Source organism: Streptomyces yamdrokensis, assembly GCF_053890455.1.
On the sequence record NZ_JBSSMB010000004.1, the window covers coordinates 98771 to 116492 of the forward strand.

General features: G+C 70.9%; 11 protein-coding genes and 1 pseudogene. 8 read left to right on the forward strand and 4 right to left on the reverse strand.

Features of this window, described 5'->3' with window-relative positions:
* Positions 1 to 24: 24 nt before the first annotated feature.
* From cmdF to ACWZEH_RS35655, 3 genes are all read right to left on the reverse strand, one after another.
* The gene (gene cmdF, locus ACWZEH_RS35645; RefSeq protein WP_456200363.1) at positions 25 to 1644 is read right to left on the reverse strand and encodes a tyrosine 2,3-aminomutase; all 1620 of its coding nucleotides are present in this window, start codon (positions 1642 to 1644) and stop codon (positions 25 to 27) included.
* Positions 1641 to 4865 (reverse strand): AMP-binding protein, encoded by a 3225-nt coding sequence (locus ACWZEH_RS35650; protein ID WP_456200364.1) that lies wholly within the window; start codon positions 4863 to 4865, stop codon positions 1641 to 1643. The genes cmdF and ACWZEH_RS35650 overlap by 4 nt, the downstream gene beginning before the upstream one ends.
* A gap of 426 nt (positions 4866 to 5291) precedes the next feature.
* Positions 5292 to 6524: a cytochrome P450 family protein gene (locus tag ACWZEH_RS35655; protein WP_456200366.1), complete on the reverse strand. Its 1233-nt coding sequence runs from the start codon at positions 6522 to 6524 to the stop codon at positions 5292 to 5294.
* 407 nt (positions 6525 to 6931) lie between these two features.
* Between ACWZEH_RS35655 and ACWZEH_RS35660 the strand changes: the two genes are divergently transcribed.
* From ACWZEH_RS35660 to ACWZEH_RS35695, 8 genes and pseudogenes are all read left to right on the forward strand, one after another.
* The gene (locus tag ACWZEH_RS35660; protein WP_456200368.1) at positions 6932 to 7309 is read left to right on the forward strand and encodes a YciI family protein; all 378 of its coding nucleotides are present in this window, start codon (positions 6932 to 6934) and stop codon (positions 7307 to 7309) included.
* A 663-nt stretch (positions 7310 to 7972) separates the two neighbouring features.
* Entirely contained in the window at positions 7973 to 8815 is an 843-nt protein-coding gene (locus ACWZEH_RS35665) for an SAM-dependent methyltransferase (RefSeq protein ID WP_456200369.1), read from the forward strand.
* A gap of 714 nt (positions 8816 to 9529) precedes the next feature.
* Positions 9530 to 10864 carry a condensation domain-containing protein gene (locus ACWZEH_RS35670; protein ID WP_456200371.1) on the forward strand — a complete coding sequence of 445 codons (1335 nt, stop codon included), beginning with the start codon at positions 9530 to 9532 and terminating at the stop codon, positions 10862 to 10864.
* Positions 10865 to 10875: 11 nt separating this feature from the next.
* The gene (locus ACWZEH_RS35675) at positions 10876 to 12135 is read left to right on the forward strand and encodes an acyl-CoA dehydrogenase family protein (RefSeq protein ID WP_456200373.1); all 1260 of its coding nucleotides are present in this window, start codon (positions 10876 to 10878) and stop codon (positions 12133 to 12135) included.
* A 538-nt stretch (positions 12136 to 12673) separates the two neighbouring features.
* Positions 12674 to 12814, forward strand: a pseudogene (locus ACWZEH_RS35680) (IS701 family transposase); the annotation flags it as partial.
* Between the two features lie 217 nt (positions 12815 to 13031).
* Complete coding sequence (locus ACWZEH_RS35685) at positions 13032 to 13160, forward strand: hypothetical protein (RefSeq protein WP_456200375.1); 129 nt, start codon at positions 13032 to 13034, stop codon at positions 13158 to 13160.
* Between the two features lie 43 nt (positions 13161 to 13203).
* Entirely contained in the window at positions 13204 to 13563 is a 360-nt protein-coding gene (locus tag ACWZEH_RS35690) for a YciI family protein (RefSeq protein ID WP_456200377.1), read from the forward strand.
* Between the two features lie 387 nt (positions 13564 to 13950).
* A complete protein-coding gene (locus ACWZEH_RS35695; protein WP_456200379.1) occupies positions 13951 to 15315 on the forward strand; it encodes an FAD-binding oxidoreductase in 1365 nt (454 codons plus the stop codon).
* 47 nt (positions 15316 to 15362) lie between these two features.
* On the opposite strand, the gene ACWZEH_RS35700 is transcribed toward ACWZEH_RS35695, so the two are convergent.
* The gene (locus ACWZEH_RS35700) at positions 15363 to 17492 is read right to left on the reverse strand and encodes a molybdopterin oxidoreductase family protein (RefSeq protein ID WP_456200381.1); all 2130 of its coding nucleotides are present in this window, start codon (positions 17490 to 17492) and stop codon (positions 15363 to 15365) included.
* Positions 17493 to 17722 lie beyond the last annotated feature (230 nt).

Here is a 17722-nt window from a genome sequence, read left to right on the forward strand (position 1 = left end):
GCCCGGGGCCGGCGGACGCCGGTGTCAAAGCAGTTCCACGCCGCAGTCCTCGACGGCGGTGATGAACTCCCCGCGGGTCAGGGCGGCGGCGACGGTCTCGATGTCGTCAGCCATGTACCGGTCCTGATTCAGCGGCGGCACGAGCGAGCGCACCGCGTCATAGGCGGCGCGGCCGGCCGGTCCCAGGCCGTCGTAGCGCCCGGAGACGTCCACCGCCGAGGCCGCGGCCAGGAACTGCACGGCCAGGATGTGCTGGTTGTTGGCCAGCACCCGCCGGGCGTTTCGGGCCGCGATCAAACCCATGCTGACGATGTCCTGGTTGTCGCCGTTGGACGGCACGCTCTGTGTACTGGCCGGGCCGATCGTCCGGTTCTCGGCGACCAGCGCTGTGGCCGGATACTGCGCCCCGGCGTACCCGCTGCTCAGACCCGGGTCGCCGGCCACCAGGAACTCCGGCAGGCCGTAGCTCAGATGCCGGTTCAGGACCCGGTTGAGCTGCCGCTCGGCCAGCACGCCGAGCTGAGTCAGGGCGATCGTGGTGAAGTCCATCACGAAGGCCACCGGCTGGCCGTGGAAGTTCGCGCCGTGGAAGACCTCGTGGTCCTCGAAGAACAGGGGGTTGTCGTTCGCGGAGTTGAGCTCGGTCTGCACCCGGGCCGTGGCGTGCGTCAGGGTGTCCCGGACACTGCCCAGCACCTGCGGCATCGCCCGCAGCGAATAGGCCTTCTGCAGGTAGATCTCGGTCCGGGTGACGTCCCCGTCGTCCTTGGCCGCGGCGACCTGCCGGCGCAGGTCCGAGTGCTCCACAGTGAGCCGGCTGCCGCGCAGCAGGGCCCGCATGTTCGCCGCGGTGTCGATCTGGCCGGGGTGCGGCCGGGCGATGTCGTGGCCCTCGGGCTGGAACGGCCCCATCGACCCGCGCATCGCCTCCACCAGCAGCGCCGAGACGATCTCGGCGTGCCGCACCTGCTCCAGCGACCGGTCGACGATCAGCGCGCCCAGCCCGGTCATCGCCGAGGTGCCGTTGATCAGCGCCAGGCCCTCCTTGAACTTCAGCTCCAGCGGCGTGATCCCGAGCGAGCGCAGCACCGGCGCTACCGGGCGTCGGCCGTCCGGGCCCAGGAAGTAGCCCTCACCGATGATGGTGGAGGCCACGTGCGCCAGCGGAGCCAGGTCTCCGCTGGCCCCCAGCGAGCCGATCTCCGGGATCGCCGGGATCAGGTCGGTGTTCAGGTACAGGGCCAGCCGCTCCAGGATCTCCGGCCGGACCGCTGAGTAGCCTTTTGCCAGGGCGTTGAGACGCGCGGCGACGATCGCACGTGCCTGGTCGTGAGGGAAGAACGGACCGACGCCGGCACTGTGGCTACGGACGAGGTTGGTCTGCAGCTCGGTCTCCCGCGAGGGGTCGACGAGCATGTAGATCATCTCGCCGTAGCCGGTGGTGACGCCGTAGACCGGGGTCCCGGCGCGGACCACGTCCTCGAACACGGCGCGGCTCTTGCCGGCCTTGGCCAGCGACTGGGGCGTCAGCGTCACCTCGGCCCGCTGCTCGGCCACGCGGCGGACAGCAGGGATGTCGAGCGTCTCGCCGTCCAGGACGGCTGGAGCGCTGATGGGGGTGGTGGACACGAGGTACTCCTTCATCGGGTTCGGTCGACCAGAGCCGCCAGGGCCGCCAGGCTCTGATGTGCGTAGAACTGGGGGACGGTCACGTCGGCCGCGAAGCGCTGGTGCACCTGGTGCAGCAGCTGCGGGACCAACAGGGAGGTGCCGCCGACGGAGAAAAAGCTCTGGTCGACGTGCTCCGGCGGCGTGCCGAGCAGGTCCGCCCAGATCGCGGCGAGGTCTGCCTCGGTACCGGTCGCGGGGTGCCGGGCCGCTGCATCGCGCTCGGCGGCGGCAACGGTACGCGCCAGCTGGGGGCGGTCGACCTTGCCGGTGACGGTACGCGGGAGACGGTCCAGGGTGCGGTACAGGGCCGGGAGCAGCGAGCGGCCAAAGCGTCGGCGCAGGTGGGTGCGCCACTCGCTCGGTGAGCCCTGCGGCTCGCCGTCGGGTGGGCTGCGCGGGACGACGCAGATCACCAGGCGGACGGCCAGGCCGTCGCGGTCGGCGCCGGCGACGACGGCGCAGTCGGCGACGGTGGCGTGCCCGGCCAGGGCCGCTTCGACATCGGTGAGCTCCAGCCGGCTGCCGTAGAGCTTGATCTGGCTGTCCTTGCGGCCGCGGTATTCGAGGGTGCCGTCGGGGCGGCGGCGGGCGAGGTCGCCGGTGCGGTAGCAGGGTGCGTCGATGGACGGGAGGCGGGTGAAGGCGGCGTGGTCGTGGTCGGCGAGGTAGCCGTCGGCGACGTAGGGGCCGGTGATGACCAGTTCGCCGGTGACGCCGGCAGGGCAGAGGCGGTCTGATTCGTCGACGATGAGGACGCCGCGGCCGGGGATGGGGCGGCCTATGGGAACCGGGGCGGCGGCCGGCTTCGCCGGCGTACCGGCTGACGCGCTGGTTGGCGGGCCGGTGGTCGCGCCGGTGACGTGTACTGCCCGCCGGTGAACCGGGTGCCAGGTCGCGGCGACGGTCTCGGTCGGGCCGTAGAGGTTGGCGATGCGGACCAGTGGCAGCGCGGCCAGCAGTCCGTCGGCGAGTTCGCCGGGCAGTGCTTCGCCCATCAACAGCAGGGCCCTGAGTGTGCCCAGTCGTTCGGCGGAACGGCGCTCGGTGAGGACGCGGAGCAGTTCGCGGGCGAAGCTCGGCACGGTCTGGAGTACGCCGATGCGTTCGGCGGCCAGCCAATCCAGGAGGCGTTCGGGGTTGGCACGGATCTTCTCGGGCACCGGGCACAGCGTGGCGCCCGATCCGAGCGCTGCGAACGTCTCGGCCAGGGCAGGGTCGTGTTCGGCGGCCACCCACTGCGCGACGCGTACGCCGGGTCCGATCTCGAACTCGGCGGCCATCCACGCGGCGAACTGCGCGAGGGCGGCGTGACCGTGCGCGATACCTTTCGGGACGCCGGTGGTGCCGGAGGTGAAGGCGACGTAGGCGCGGTCGGTGAGCCTCGGCGGCGGGGGCGGCGAGGAGGGTGCGGATGCTCGCGGCGCCGGGTCGGGCTCTCCCACCGTGACGACCTGGCCGCCGATGGCCATGCGGTACCAGTCGAGAAGTTCGTCGGGGCCGGGGGCGGCAGCTCCTGCGGTTCCGGTCGCTCCAGGGGCCACCAACATCGCCACTGGCTTCAGCGCCTCGAGGACTGCCCGGCCGCGGTCCCCGTTGTCAGCGGTCCCGAACCAACACAGATGTGCGCCGGCCGACAACACCCCGAGCAGTGCGGCGTACTGACGCACTCCCACCGGCAGCCGCACCACAACCGGATCACCGGCCCGCACCCCGGCGGCCCGCAGGTCCTCGGCGACCCGTGTCGCGGTGGCGTACAACGCACGGTAGGTCAGCGTGCCGTCGTGACCGTCAACGGCCACCGCGTCCGGGTCCTGCGACGCGCGCCTGCTGATCGCCTCCACGATCGTGTATCCGGGCGCGCCGTCATCGGCCCGCCGGTCAGCCTCGTCGACGGCGCGTGCCGCTCTGCCGGGACTGTCGAGCGTCAACTCACCGACGGTGGTGTCCGGAGCCCGGACGGCGTGCCGAAGCAGCGTACGGAACTGTCGCAGGATCATCCGCGCAGTCTCCGGCCCGAACTGGTCCGCGTCGTAGAGCACGGTGACGGCCGGCCCGCTCCCGCTGTCGTCGACTCGCAGCACCAGATCGGCCGGTGCCGGCCCACCGTGTTCCGGGCAGGGCTCGACGACCGCACCGGGAATCGTCAGCACCGGCTCCGGCCGTCCCCGATGGTCGAACACGACATCGCCCAGCGGCACCCGCCGCACGTCGCGAACGACCGGCAGCGCCCCGAGCACACGCGCCAGCGGAACGGTGCGCCGCGCCATCGCCTCGGCGGCCAGTGCCGTGCCGCGCTCGAGGACGTCGTTGAAGCTCTGCCTCGCCTCGATGTCGGCCGGCAGGATCAGGACGTTCGCCGCCGCGCCCGCCCCGCCCTGCGAGACCGGTACCGCGACAGCCACCCGGTCGCCTCCGGTGTAGCGGTGCAGGAGGACCTGGAACGCGGTGAGCATCACGACGGACGGGCTGCTGCGACTGGCTTCGGCACAGCGTGCGACGGCGTGGCCGAGCTCCGGGTCGGCCGGGGCGCTGACCGTTCCCCACCGTCCCGAGGCCTGGTCCGGACGCGGGCGGTCTGCGGGCAGCGGAAGTTCGCTCGGCAACGGGTTCAGCGTATTGACCCACCAGGCCAATGCCTCAGGGGATTCGGCCTCCGCAGCGGTCACCCCGCCGTGGGGAGTGTCTGTCAGGAGCGCTCTCCCGGCGCACAGTTCGGACAGTTCCTCGACCAGCGTGTCCAGGAAGTCCTCGTCAGCGAATGCGCCAGGAACCGCCAGCCGGACCCGGTGCTCCTCGGGCCCGCAGCGTGTGACCGTCATCTGTGCCCCCGTCGGCACGCCGACCGGATCCGACTCGCCGTCGCCGGCCGGCCCTGACTCCCCCTCGGCGGCCGATCCGCAGTCCGCCTCATCGGCCAGCCCGCTGTCCACCTCGCGCAGCCGAAACGCCTGCGTCCCGGAACGCGCCCAGACCCTCCGCACCGGCACGCCGTCCCGCAGCACCAGCGCCGACCGCAGTTGCTCGTGCCGGTCCACGAGCGACCGCCACGCCACAGCCAGCGCCGCCACGTCCAGGTCGCCGACCACCCGGTACGTCCGGCATCGCGGCGCCGGCTCCTGACCGAGCGCACGCAACAGCCACAGCCCTTGCTGCACCTCGGTCGCCGGCACATGCCGGTACGCGGGGTCGGTCATGGACAGCCTCCATCAATCACTCGGCACGATGCATGGGAATCGGACAGACCGCACACCACGCCACATCGGGACTCCGATTCACAGCGAGCGGCTCCTTGATCTACACAATGACGACCGCGACCGACAGCGGCATCTCCTGGAGTGCGGCTGTCATCGCCGTCCGCCCGCACCGGATCCGGGTATGCCGCTGGCATCGCCCGGCGCCGATGCCCTCGGCCTCCCGCCTGGTGCGCCGGCTTTCCCGACGGCTCGTCAGCAACCACTCCGCGTCCCGCCGGGCCGGCAGTCACGACGCGCGGACGGCGCGCTCGGCGGCTGTCTTCTTCTCCCCCGGGCGGCGGGTGCCTCTCCTCCCGGCAGTGGCGATGTCGTCACACCTTCCCGGTCATGACGCCGTATCAGTGTGTGGAGGGACCTGCTGTCCTCTCAGAGATGGACCGGCAGCGCGAGTCGGCCGTTCATGATGAAGGTGCCCTGGCCGGCCAGTTCGTCCGGCTCCACCGCCAGCCGCAGCCGGGGGAAGCGCGTGAACAGCTCCTCCACCGCGATGCGCACCTCCATCCGGGTCAGCGCCGGGCCGACACACCGGTGGACGCCGTGGCCGAACGCCACGTGCCGCTTGTCCGCGTGCCGGGCGTCGAACTCCTCCGCGGCGTCGCCGTGCAGTTCCGGATCACGGCCGGTCGCGGCGTAACCGACCACCACTGGGTCGCCCCGGGAGATGGTCGTGCCGGCGATCGTGACGTCCTCCGTCGCGAACCGGAACGGCAGGTGCGCGACCGGCGCGTCGGTGCGCAGCGTCTCCTCCACCACGTCGTCCCAGTCCACCTCGCCGCCCGCTGCCAGGGCGCGCTGGCCGGGCCGGGTGAGTAGCGCCAGCGCGGTGTTCGTGATGAGGTTCCTGGCCGGTTCGGCGCCGGTGTTGAGCATCAGCTGGGCCAGGCCGACCAGTTCGGCATCGGACCCGCCGCCCGCCCCGGGCACCGGGCACCCGCTCGGCTCGGCCGCGATCAGATCGCTGATCAGGTCCTCCCCCGGTTCCCGGCGCTTCTCCGCGACCAGGGCCTCGATCTTGCTCCGCAGCGAGGCGAACTCCACGGCCGCCTTCTGCGGGTTCGGCTCGACGTACCCGGCGCGGTCCAGGATGCCGTCCGGGTCGCCGTCGGGCACGCCGAGCAGCTCGCCGATCACCCGCGACGCCACCGGGTGCGCGTACCGCACCTTGAGGTCGACCGGCTCGCCCGGCCGCTCGGCCGCATGGTCGGCCAGCTCGTCCAGCGCGCGCGTCACGATCCGCTCGACCCGCGGTCGCAGCATGGCGATCCGCCGCGGGCTGAACGCACCGGCGACAAGGCGGCGTTGGCGGGTGTGCGGCTCACCGTCCGCGGTGGACATGTTGTCCATCCGAGCCCAGGCGATCAGCGGGAAGTCCGGGCCGAGGGTGCCCTCGGCGTACGCCGGCCAGTGCCGCCGGGCGTTCTTGGCGAACCGCTCGTCCGCCAGGACCTGCCGGGCGGCGTGGTAGCCGGTCACCGACCAGGCCTCGACTCCGCCGGGCAGCAGCACCCGGGTGACCGGCCCGCGGGCCCGAAGCCGGGCCGCCTCGCCGTGGATGTCGGTCCCGGCCGGATCGATGACGAAGAGCGGGTCGTCGTCCACGTCTGCCTCCTGTGAGGACGGATAGGTACCGGTCACTCCTATGGTGTCCAGTGGGCGCCGCCGCGGGCGTCTTCCACGGTGCGGACCCGGTTCTTGCTGAACGGGACCGATCGCCGTAACGCCGGTGCCGGTCCTTCTTCGGATGCACGGGTCCCGGGCGGACGATCACCGTCCGCTCGTTGCCCCAACCGGCCGCTCCCACACCGGAATCACTCACAAGCCGCAGGTTATTGAGCTACAGCGCGGTTTACCGGAACTCTCTGCGTGGACCCCGGGCGTCCGCCGGTGGATCTCGTACAGTGGCCTTTCGTAAGGTGAGTAACGTGATCCAGCCGATCGCTTCCACCGGACTTTCAAACATTCGTTCGGGTCGTCGCGCGTGAGGCCCGAGGAGGCTGAGAGCTGACATGAAATACCTGCTCATGATCTACGGCAACGAGGAGAAGTGGGCTTCGATCCCGGCCGAGGTCCTGGACAAGGAGATCGAGGAGCAGGACGCCTGGAACTCCCGCTACAGGGCCTCCGGCGAGCTGCTCGCGGCCTACGGCCTCGGCGATAGGAGCGAGGCCTCGCTGGTACGGAACAAGGACGGCGCCCCGTTCTCCACCGACGGCCCCTACCTGGAGGCCAAGGAATTCGTCTGCAGCCTCTACCTCCTGGAGGTGGAGTCGGCCGAGCGGGCCCGCGAGATCGCGGCGGACATGCCGTGGGCGAGCGAGAGCCCGGTCGAAATGTGGCCGATCCTGCATGACGGATTCGCGCCGAAGCCCGACGGCAACGCCTGACTGGGGCGACCGCCGCCCCGGCTCCCGGCCGGGGCGGCGGGGCTGCTCAATCGGGTCTCCCAGCCGCTCGGCATCGCCGTCCATCCCGGCGCACTGTTCAGGCCGGTGCGCCGCCTCGTCGACCGCGGCGGCCATGACCGAGCAGATCGGCGTCGGACTGCCCCGCAGCGGCCCTGCGCCGCGATGTGATCGAAGCAGTCGCCGCTGAGGCCCGCCTGATGCCCCGCCGAACGCCCTTGACGCGCCACCGGTGTGGCCGGGGTGGTTCGTTGGCGTCGAGGTACTGCTGGAACGCCGTCGGCGAACGGGGGCGGTGGGTAGGGGTTTCCGGTTTCTGCCCGATCATCATGCCCTTCCGCCCGAGGACCTCAAGGTCCCCGGCAGAAACCACGCAGGCCGACCGGGGCTTCGGTGACCCCGACGCCTTGGGCCGAGCACTCCGCCGCGGGCTCCGGCAGATCCGGTGCGACAGCGAGACCGTCGACGGCTGCCTCGCGGCGACCGGCCTTACCCGGACGGCGACACCGCTTCGCCCTCAGTGGACGGGCCGGGCTTGCGCAGTCGTCGCGGCGACCGCGCAACCAGGAAGATGCCTGCCACTACCACCACTGTGACCATGGGGCAGGGCTTGGTGGATCTGGTCCCAGCGCGAGAGGAGAAGCCATGGAGAGCGCGACAACCACTGGCCAGACGCCGGAGACGGACGAGATCGCCGAGATGTTCGACGAGTCGTCCGACATGTCGAATGTGTTCAACGACGGCCAGGTGCATCTGGCCTACTGGTACGACGACGAGGACGAGGCTCCGCTGATCGAGGCGGCGCAGCGACTGACCCGCAAAGTGGCGGATTCGCTGCGGCTGCGCAAGGGTGATCGGGTCCTCGACGTCGGTTGCGGCCTCGGGGCCCCGGCCATCCAGCTCGCCACCGAGTACGGGGTGCAGGTCACCGGCGTCAATATCAGCACCCGCCAGGTGGCCGAGGCGCGGGCCCGGGTCCGGGCGGCCGGGCTGGCCGACCAGGTCACGTTCCGGGTCGGCGACTACAGTTCGCTGGACTTCCCGGACGGCAGCTTCGACGCGGTGGTGGCGATGGAGTCCCTCGTCTACGTCGGTGACCTCGAGCACACGCTCGGCAGCCTGCACCGGGCGATGCGCCCCGGCGGCCTGCTGTCCTTGACCGAGCCCACCCGGGAAGGGCTCAGCGTCGTGGCCGCCAGCCAGTTCGCCGCCGACTTCGGGGCGAAGCGGATGCTGTCGGTGACCGAGTGGCTGGACACGTTGCGAGAGGCCGGGTTCGAGCCAACGGAGTACCTGCAGTGCGGGCCGCGGGTGTTCGGGATGGGCCCCAAGTACCTGCAGGCCGTGGATACGCGGCGCGACGAGCTGGTCGGCCGGTTCGGCGAGGCCGCCGTCGACGGACTGCGGCAGACGCTGGAGAACTTCTTCGCACCGGGGGCGGACCAGATCGGCTATGCGGTTGTCACTGTCCAGAAGCCCCGGAACTGACCCGCCAGGACGCGGCGCAGCAGGGATAGGTGCTGACCGGGCAGGAGCGTGATGCCGGCCTGCGGTGGATCGCCGGCCCCGGCCGCGAGCAGCTCCCCCGGACTGGGGCCGACGCCGACGCGACGACATTCTCGTCCGGCACCATCCTGGCGCTCGATTCCTCGGCTCCTTACGGGCACGCACGCCCGTGTGAGCTGCCGGAGTTCCACTCGCACCCGTCGTGTAGAGGCCGGTGCCGTCGGCGCCGACGTATCGGAGGTCCGCCATGGCGTGCGGACGGGCGGCCGTTGTCCTCTGGTCGAATCTGCCGGTCGTGGGCGGTGGGCGGGGGGCGCAATCACGAAGATGCGCGGCCCTCGAAGCGGTGATGAGAATCGAGACGCGGCCACGTAGCAGTGCACTGACCCATCCGTTGCGCCCGGTCGTGCCGGCCGACGACGACCCGCTGTTCTTCACCGACCAGGAGATCTTCCGCGGCGCGAACTGCCCCCGGCCGGCCGATCCGTTCGTGACGGACGTGCGCAGTACCCGGCCACCACGCCGGTCGCGAAGAACCGGACGATCAGCCCGGCCGGCATTCACAGCGTGCCGTCCAACGGCGACGACCGGGGCGTGGCCGGCATGGCCTGGTCGCCGCCGAACTCGAACGCGACACGCTGACCGATGCCCCCGCCCACAACGGCAGCGTCCGCCTTTTCTGAGGAGAGATCCCACATGACCACGACTTCGGAAACCCAGCAGGCAACTGCGGCGCTCTCGCTGCAGCAGCAGTTTCTCTGCATGTTCGCCCAAGGCTTCAAAACCGGGCCGTTCGGGCCGCACTACACGGAGGTCTTCGCGTGGCGGGTCCACGGCCGCGTCGACGTGCGGGCCATGCGTCTGGCGTTGGCCGATGTGGTCGAGCGGCATGAGGCGCTGCGCACCGTGGTGCACTTGGAGAACGGGGGTGCGCAGAGCGTGCTGCCCGCCGTACAGCCGGAGCTGGAGCTGGTCGACCTGGACGAGTCGCCGGGCGCGGACCGGGACCGGCGCGCCGAGCAGCTCATGATCCAGGCGGAGACCCGGCCGTTCCCGGCCGACCAGGTCCCGTTGCTGCGGGCCGTTCTCGGCCGCTTCGACGAGCAGGACTCCGTTCTGGTTCTGTGCGCCCACCACAGCGCCGCCGACGTCTGGTCGATCCAGGTGATCCTGCGGGACCTGGCGGAGTGCTACACGGCTCGCGCGGCCGGGAACGAGCCGCAGCTGCCCGAGGTGGCCCAGTACCGGGACTACGTCGCCGCGCAGCAGGAGGAGGCCGACGGGCCGACGGTGGCCGCTTCACGGGCGTACTGGCGCGAAACGCTGCGCGGCGCCAAGATCCTGGTCGCGCCGGTGCGCCCCACCGGGCAGTCCCCCGCGACGAGTTACCACCGGTTCACCACCGACGCGCACCTGAGCGCGGAGGTGTCCCGGCTGGCCAAGGCGACGCGCAGCTCGCCGTTCATGGTGCTGCTCGCCGCGTTCACCGTCTTCGTGAACCGTCGTACCCGGGCGACCGACATCGTGGTGCCCACCTTCACGCCGGGCCGTGAGCACCGCTTCCAGTCCACGGTCGGGTCGTTCTTCAACTTCAGCCCGCTGCGGGTGAATCTGGACGGCTGCCGGACCTTCCGCGATGTCGTCGCCCGCACCAGGACGGCCTGCATCGGCGCCTTCTCGCATGAGCTGCCGCTGCTGCACATCCTCGCCGAGGCGCCCGAGCTGATGTCCTCGGCCGGCCCCGACGCGGTGCCGACCCTGTTCCAGGCCGTCCAGCCGCCCTACCTGATGCAGGGCGACCGGATCGGCGACCTCGAGTACACGGCGATCTGGCGGCGGGTCATCCCGCAGCCGCTCGGCTCCGACACTCCGGACGGCATGATCTGGTCGATGCACCTGAGCGACACCGAAGTGGTCGGCGGACTCAGCTTCAGCCGCCACCTTTTCGAGCAGGCCGAGGTCGACGATCAGGCAGCCGGGTTCCTCGAGGTGATCGGCGAAATGGTCGCCGGCCCGGACTCGGCGATCTGAGGGCCGGCCCCATGACCGACACCGAGAACGCCGCGCGGAGCGCGGCCATGCCGTCCGAGGCCGACGTCACCCCGGCCGTGCTGATCGAGCGGGCCAAGGCCATGGTGCCCGCCCTGGTGGCGCGCCAGCACGAGACCGAGCAGCGAACCTATTACGCCGAGGACACCCATCGGGCGTTCCGGGACGCCGGCTTCTACCGCATAACGGTGCCCAAGCGGTACGGCGGCTACGAGTTCGGCTTCGACACGTTCCTGCAGGTCGCGATGACCCTGTGCCGTGCCTGCCCGTCCACGGGCTGGATGTTCTGCCTGGGGGCCGCGCACTCGCTGTTCGCCGGCAGCATGTTCGAGGAGAAGGCGCAGGCCGAGATCTTCGGCGGCGGCGACTTCATCGCGCCGCTCGTCAACGCCCCGTACGGAACGGCCGGGCGCGCCGAGGACGGCGGCTGGATCCTGGACGGTGTGTGGAGGTATTGCTCCGGCGCGCCGTACGCGACCCATCTGATCGGCAATACCGTGATCGCCGGGGATGATGCGAACCCGCCACGCCGGCTGCTGTTCATCGCGCCCCGCGATCAATGGGAGATGCTCGACGACTGGGGTGGGCAGCTGGGCCTCAAGGGCAGCGGTTCGCACAGCATCCGGATCTCCGGCGGGCACATCCCCGATCACTTCGGCATCGAGGTCAATTTCGAGGAGATCTCGGTGACCGAGGGCACCCCGGGGCGCGAGCTGCACGCGCACCCGCAGTACGGGGGCGCGCCGGCGAGCTCGATGGCTCTGGAGGGCGCGCACATCGCGGTCGGCATGTGCCAGGGCGCGCTCGACGCGTACACGGAGCTGATGTTCTCCCGCACCACGATCACCCCACCGTTCCTGCCCAGGGCGGAGGATCCCGACTTTCAGCTCTGGTACGGGAAGGCCAGCGGCATGATCGACGCCGCCGAGACGTTGGTTCTCGCGGCGTCGCAGCGCTGGCACGAGCTGTCCGGACTGCCGGTCGGGGCGTTCACCCCCGAGGAAGACGTGCGGATCGCGATCACCTGTCGAGAGGCCACGGAGCTGGCCTGGCGGGCCGTTGATGAGATCCTCCAGCCGACCGCCGGCAGCCATGCCGTACGGGAAGGAACTCGCCTGGAACGGGTCTGGCGCGACCTCTCCACCGGGCGTACGCACGCCAGCTCCGCCGTGCTGCTCACTACCGTGGCCAACCGTGGGTTTGCCCAGCTCAGGCTGGCGAGCGCGCGTCGTCGACCCGCACCGGATGCGTAGTCCCCAACCAATGTCGGTGGTCGCGGGCGACCACCGGCACGGGTGACCGGCGGTCGGGAGAGCCGTTGGCGCCGCTTCTCACGCGACGAGATCGAGGAGGGCGCGGGCCCGGTCTGCTCTCGCCGGGGTCCTGCACCACCAGCCGGTCCGAGCGCGGTGGGCCGCACACATGACGGTCAGGATGCCGGCGAGCCGGGCACGGAGCCCGCGGACACGGCCCGGGGCTGGTGTTCGGGGCCGGGCCGGGCGGCGGGGAGACGTTGTGGCCCGGGGCCTGGAGCTGGTGGACGAGGCTGCGGGTCCTGCGGGCCGGATCGATATGCCACTGATGCCAGTCCTCGCCCGACTCCTCGTACCGGGTTTCGGGGTCGTCGAGGAGGTGCGGGGTGCGGCGCGGCGATCGCGGCCTCGATGCAGCAGGTGAGGCCGTCGATCTGCGCGGTGAGGTGGTCGGTGGTCTCCAGCAGGTGAGGCAGGTAGCCGTGATACTCCTCGGACCTGCCGTGCAGCGTTTCGGTCAGGGCGTCTTTCCGGGACGAAACAGGCCCTGGGCCTGGCCCACTTCGAAGGCCGCACGGGGAACGGCCGGCACCATCACGTCATCCTCGTCGGTGCCGCGCACGCCTTCTGCCCTCTCCGGTGCCTGGCCCGTTCCCCGAAAGAGGCGGCACCGGCCTGAGTGCCCATCAGGTTGTCCGCGAGGTCCAGGTCCTTCTCGCGGCCCGGACCGGTGCCTGCCCCTCCTGTCACCGTGACACCCGACGCCGGTGTCAACCTGACCAAGCCCTACTAGTAATTCATCGACGGCCCCCGCCGCCAGCACGCCGGAAGATGCCGCGGCCGACGACCGTGGCCCAAGTGGCACGTATCCGCAGGGGGAACATCCAGGGAGCTTCATGGACGACACGAACGCGCCGTCGCGGCAGGAACTGCTCGGCCGCGCCACCGACGACGCGGCCGGTGAGCAGCCCGGCGAAAAGTTCCGCACGCGATGTCCGGTTCCCCGGGACGGCTCCGACCTATAGGTGGGAGCGTCCACGCCGGGCGCCCGATCGCGAGGAGTCAACGATGAAGTACATGCTGCTGATCAACCTGAACCCGAAGGCCAACGAGGCGCTGAACGAGGAGCAGCAGGCCGCCGTGGGCGCCGCCCACGAGAAACTGATGGCGGTCACCAAGGAGGCCGGCGAGCTCGTCGCCGCGGAGGCCCTGGGCGAGCCCGCCAAGACCACCGTGGTCCGGGTGCGCGACGGCAAGACGGCCACTTCCGAAGGCCCACTGGTCGATGCCGAGGAGTACTTCTGCGGCTACTACATCGTCGACGTGGCCGGCAAGGAGCGTGCGATCGAGCTCGCCGCCATGATTCCGGACGCACAGTGGTCCGCCGTCGAGGTCCGGCCGTTCTTCGAGATGCCCGAGGAGGGCTGAGACGCCGGTAGAGCCTGGCTGGCGGCGGTCATCCGCCGCCGGCGGGGCGGCGCGCCGCCCCGCCGACAGGGCCTGGCGGAAGACGCCCAGCGGAATGTAGCGCTGCGTCATCGCGCGAAAGCCGTGCGTGGCCGTCGTAGTAGAGTCCCCGCAGGACGTCCCCGAACGGGTTCCACCCGGAGACCGTGACGGCGGCGCCCTCCCCGGTCGTGACGCGGTGGCGGATGTCGGCCATGGGGACCCCTTCCCGCAGATGATCCCCTCCAGACCGTCCCACCGCAGAAACCGGCGTGCCGGCGCATGTCTTGATCCGCGCTTCGGCTCCGACTGACAGGTATAGGAAGAGGACAGCGCCGACGGGTGCTGCTCAACGGAAGAGAGACCATCATGAACAGCGACTTGGACCCCGCGGTCATCGAGTGCCTGCGGGCCGAAATCACCGGCGAGGTTTACGTGCCGGGCGACGAGGGATACGACGAGCTCACCGATCTGATCGTCCACACCGGGCACCCGGCCGTGATCATCCGAGTCCGCAGCAACGACGACGTGGCCCGCGGCATAGCCTTCGCGGTCGAGCACGATCTGGAGATCTCCACCCGCAGCGGTGGCCACAGCAACGCCGGCTTCAGCACCAACGTCGGCGGCCTGGTCCTGAACCTGGCGCACCTGGATTCCATCGAGGTGGTGGACGAGTCCAAGCGTCTGGTCCGCCTCGGCGCCGGCGCGCAGTGGGCCCAGGTCGCGGCCGCGCTGGAGCCGCACGGTTTGGCCTTCACCTCCGGCGACACCACCAGCGTGGGTGTCGGCGGCCTGCTGGTCGGCGGCGGCATCGGCTGGCTGGCCCGTAAGTACGGCTTGGCCCTGGACAGCCTTGTGGCCGCGGAGGTCGTGACGGCCGACGGCTGCATCCTGTCGGCCAGCGCCGAGGAGAACCCGGACATCTTCTGGGCGATCCGCGGCGGCGGCGGCAACTTCGGCGTGGTGACCTCCTTCACCGTGGTGGCACAGCCGGTCGCACAGGTCTTCTTCGGCCAGATCTCCTTCGCCCCCGACGAGACCGCCGCCGTCCTGCGCGACTGGGCGGCGCACATGGAGTCCGCCCCCGAGGAGCTCACAGCCACCGCCATGTGCTGGCCGACCTTCGGCGAGGCCACCCCGCCCCTGGCCATCATGGTCTGCTACGCCGGCGACGACGAAGCGGCCGCCAACTTGGCCATCGACCCGATCCGCAAACTCGGCACCGTCGTGGACGACCAGGTCCGCCTGATGCCCTACGGCGACACCCTCCAGCCCGCAGGCGACCTTCCCCCGGGCTGGCGCCCGCGCGTCCGCAACCGCCTCACCCCGGCCCTGACCGGGGACCTGGTCACGACGATCCTCGCCGAACAGGCCAACCTCGAGAACCTGTACGTCGAGATCCGCAGCATCGGCGGCGCCCTGAACCGGGTGCCGCAGGACGCGACCGCGTTCCCCCACCGTTCCACCCAGGCAATGGTCATGGGCGTGCTGCTCGGCTCCCCGGAGGGGAACGAGCCGCTGCTGCCCGCCTACGAGGCGTTCTGGTCCGCGTTGGCCCCGTCGATGTCCGGCGCCTACAGCGGCTTCCTGAGCGACATTCTCCCGGCGGACATCGACGCGGTGTACCCGCAGCAGGTGTATCGGCAGCTGGCGGTGCTGAAGCACAAGTACGACCCCTGCAACGTCTTCCACCTGAACCTCAACGTCGTCCCGGCCGAAGCCGACCAGGACTGATCCTCGCGGCGCCGTGCATCGCGCACGGCGCCGCTCAGCATTCGTCCTCACACCGGCAGCACTCTCACCGGTACCCCGTTGAACACCGCGTTCCCCGACACCGGGTCCACCACCAGCTCATCGGTCAGCGCGTTGGCGTTGACACCGGCGTTCCCGCGCGCCACGGCCTGCCCGCTGTCCTTGTGGCCCCAGCCATGCGGCAGACTCACCACCCCCGGCATGATCGTCTCGGTGGCCTCCACCGACACCTCGACCTCCCCGGCCGCGGACCGCACCCGCGCCCGGTCCCCGAGGCCGAAGCGGGCCACGTCCCGCGGATGGATCTGCAGCGTGCACCGGTTGCTGCCACCGACCAGCGAGGGCACGTTGTGCATCCAACTGTTGTTCGAACGCAGGTGCCGGCGTCCGATCAGCACCATCTCCGGGGCCGGGTCCCGCAGCCGATCCAGCAGGCGCGGCACGTCGGCGGCCAACGCCGCCGGCGCCAGGTCGACCTTCCCCGACGCGGTGCACAGGATCTCCGGCAGCCGCGGCTGCAGCGGACCGAGGTCCAGGCCGTGCGGGGCCTGCCGCATCGCCTCCAGCGATAGACCGTAGGACCCCAGTTTCAGCAGCGCGTCCAGTATGTGCTCGGTCCCGTCGGCGCCGTCCAGGCCGTCACGCAGCTCCGGTGCGGCCGCGAGCAGCTGCCCGAGCAGCATCTCCTCGCACACCTCGGGGTCGGCGTCGGGGCCCTGACCGCTCAGGATCAGCAACAGCTTGGCCAGGATCGCGGCCTCGGAGCGCTGGTCGTGACCCAGCGGCAGCACCGGCGGGGAGAAGCGGGCGTAGTTGCGGACCATGATGATCTGCACCAGGAAGTCGAAGTGCGGGCTCTGCAGGATCCGCGGCGGTGGCAGGATCACGTTCGCGTGCCGGGTCGTCTCGTTCAGGTAGGGGTCGACGCAGACCATGAAATCCAGCCCGGACAGGGCCCGCGTCAGGCGCGGGGCGCCCGGCGCGGACAGCGCCGGGTTGCCCCCCACCGTGACCAGGGCCCGGATCTGCCCATCCCCGGGTGTCTCGATCTCGTCGGCCATAGTGGCGACCGGGAACTCGCCGAGGACCTCCGGCAGACCACGTACCCGGCTGTGCCACGCGCCGGTGGCGAACGGCTGTCCGCTGCGGAAGATCTCCAGGCCCGCGGTCTTGGCGAACATGACGCCGCCGGCCCGGTCCAGGTTCCCGGTCAGGGCGTTGATGACGTCGACCAGCCACTGTGCCGTCGAGCCGAACTCGGCGGTGCAGGTGCCGATCCGGGCGTAGACGGACGCCGACGGCGCCGCCGCGACCTCCCGCGCCAGCCGCACGGTCGTCGCCGCCGGCACGCCGCAGGCCCGCTCCACCGCCTCCGGCGTGAAGTCGCGGGCCAGGGAACTGAGTTCGGGGAGCCCGGTGACCTCCACGTCCAGAGAGGTCAGTCCCTCGGCCAGTAGCGTGTGCACGATGCCGAACAACAGGTACGCATCCGTCCCGGGGCGGATGAACAGGTGCTCGTCAGCGAGCTCGGCGGTGCGGGTGCGCCGCGGATCGACGACCACGACCTTGCCACCGCGCTCCTGCAAAGCCCGCAGCCGGCCCTTGAAGTTCGGCGCCACGCACAGCGAGCCGTTGGACTCCACCGGGTTCGCCCCGAGGATCAGCATGTAGTCGGTGCGGTCGAGGTCCGGGACGGCCACGGCCATCGGATCGCCGAACATCAGGCCGCTGGCGACGTGCTTGGGCATCTGGTCGACGGTGCTGGCCGAGTACACGTTGCGGCTACCGAGGGTCTGGGTCAGCGGCTGCCGGTAGAGGAATCCGGCCATGGTGTGGAACGTCGGGTTGCCGAAGTACAGCGCCACGGCGTCGCGGCCGTGCGCCGCCATGGTCTCGCCGAGCCCGCGGTGCACCTCGGTGAACGCCTCCTCCCAGCTGGCGGGCCGCAACTGCCCGTCGACCCGGACCAGTGGACGCGCCAGCCGGTCCGGATCCTCGTCGAGCTGGCCCAGCGCCGCCCCCTTCGGGCAGAGGAAGCCCTTGCTGAACGGGTCGTCCTGGTCGCCCTCGACCCGCAGTACGGAGCCGGCGTCGTCCAGGGTCAGCCGTAACCCGCAGGACGTCTCACACAGTGGACAAGTCCGGAGTGCAGTCTTCATGCTCGCTCCCGAGTTCGGGGGTGGGCCGACGCCCCAGGCGCAGCCCAACCCAGGCCACCGCCGGTCGGATCGTCCGGGCCGTGGAAGTGGGACAGGCGGACCTCGCCGGCGTCGCACGGTCCAAATCGCCTCCAGACGCTAGCAGCGGCGGCGGCGCGGACCCTTCTCGCTGGATGCGAAGGGGCGCAAACCGGTTGGGCATTCCCGAAGATGTCGGCCGCCGCCGGGCA

Coding starts and splice junctions, on each gene's coding strand:
- cmdF (WP_456200363.1), bottom strand. CDS start 1,644: ATGAAGGAGTACCTCGTGTCCACCACCCCCATCAGCGCTCCAGCCGTC.
- ACWZEH_RS35650 (WP_456200364.1), bottom strand. CDS start 4,865: ATGACCGACCCCGCGTACCGGCATGTGCCGGCGACCGAGGTGCAGCAA.
- ACWZEH_RS35685 (WP_456200375.1), top strand. CDS start 13,032: ATGGACGACACGAACGCGCCGTCGCGGCAGGAACTGCTCGGCCGCGCC.
- ACWZEH_RS35660 (WP_456200368.1), top strand. CDS start 6,932: ATGAAATACCTGCTCATGATCTACGGCAACGAGGAGAAGTGGGCTTCG.
- ACWZEH_RS35700 (WP_456200381.1), bottom strand. CDS start 17,492: ATGAAGACTGCACTCCGGACTTGTCCACTGTGTGAGACGTCCTGCGGG.
- ACWZEH_RS35670 (WP_456200371.1), top strand. CDS start 9,530: ATGACCACGACTTCGGAAACCCAGCAGGCAACTGCGGCGCTCTCGCTG.
- ACWZEH_RS35695 (WP_456200379.1), top strand. CDS start 13,951: ATGAACAGCGACTTGGACCCCGCGGTCATCGAGTGCCTGCGGGCCGAA.
- ACWZEH_RS35665 (WP_456200369.1), top strand. CDS start 7,973: ATGGAGAGCGCGACAACCACTGGCCAGACGCCGGAGACGGACGAGATC.
- ACWZEH_RS35690 (WP_456200377.1), top strand. CDS start 13,204: ATGAAGTACATGCTGCTGATCAACCTGAACCCGAAGGCCAACGAGGCG.
- ACWZEH_RS35675 (WP_456200373.1), top strand. CDS start 10,876: ATGACCGACACCGAGAACGCCGCGCGGAGCGCGGCCATGCCGTCCGAG.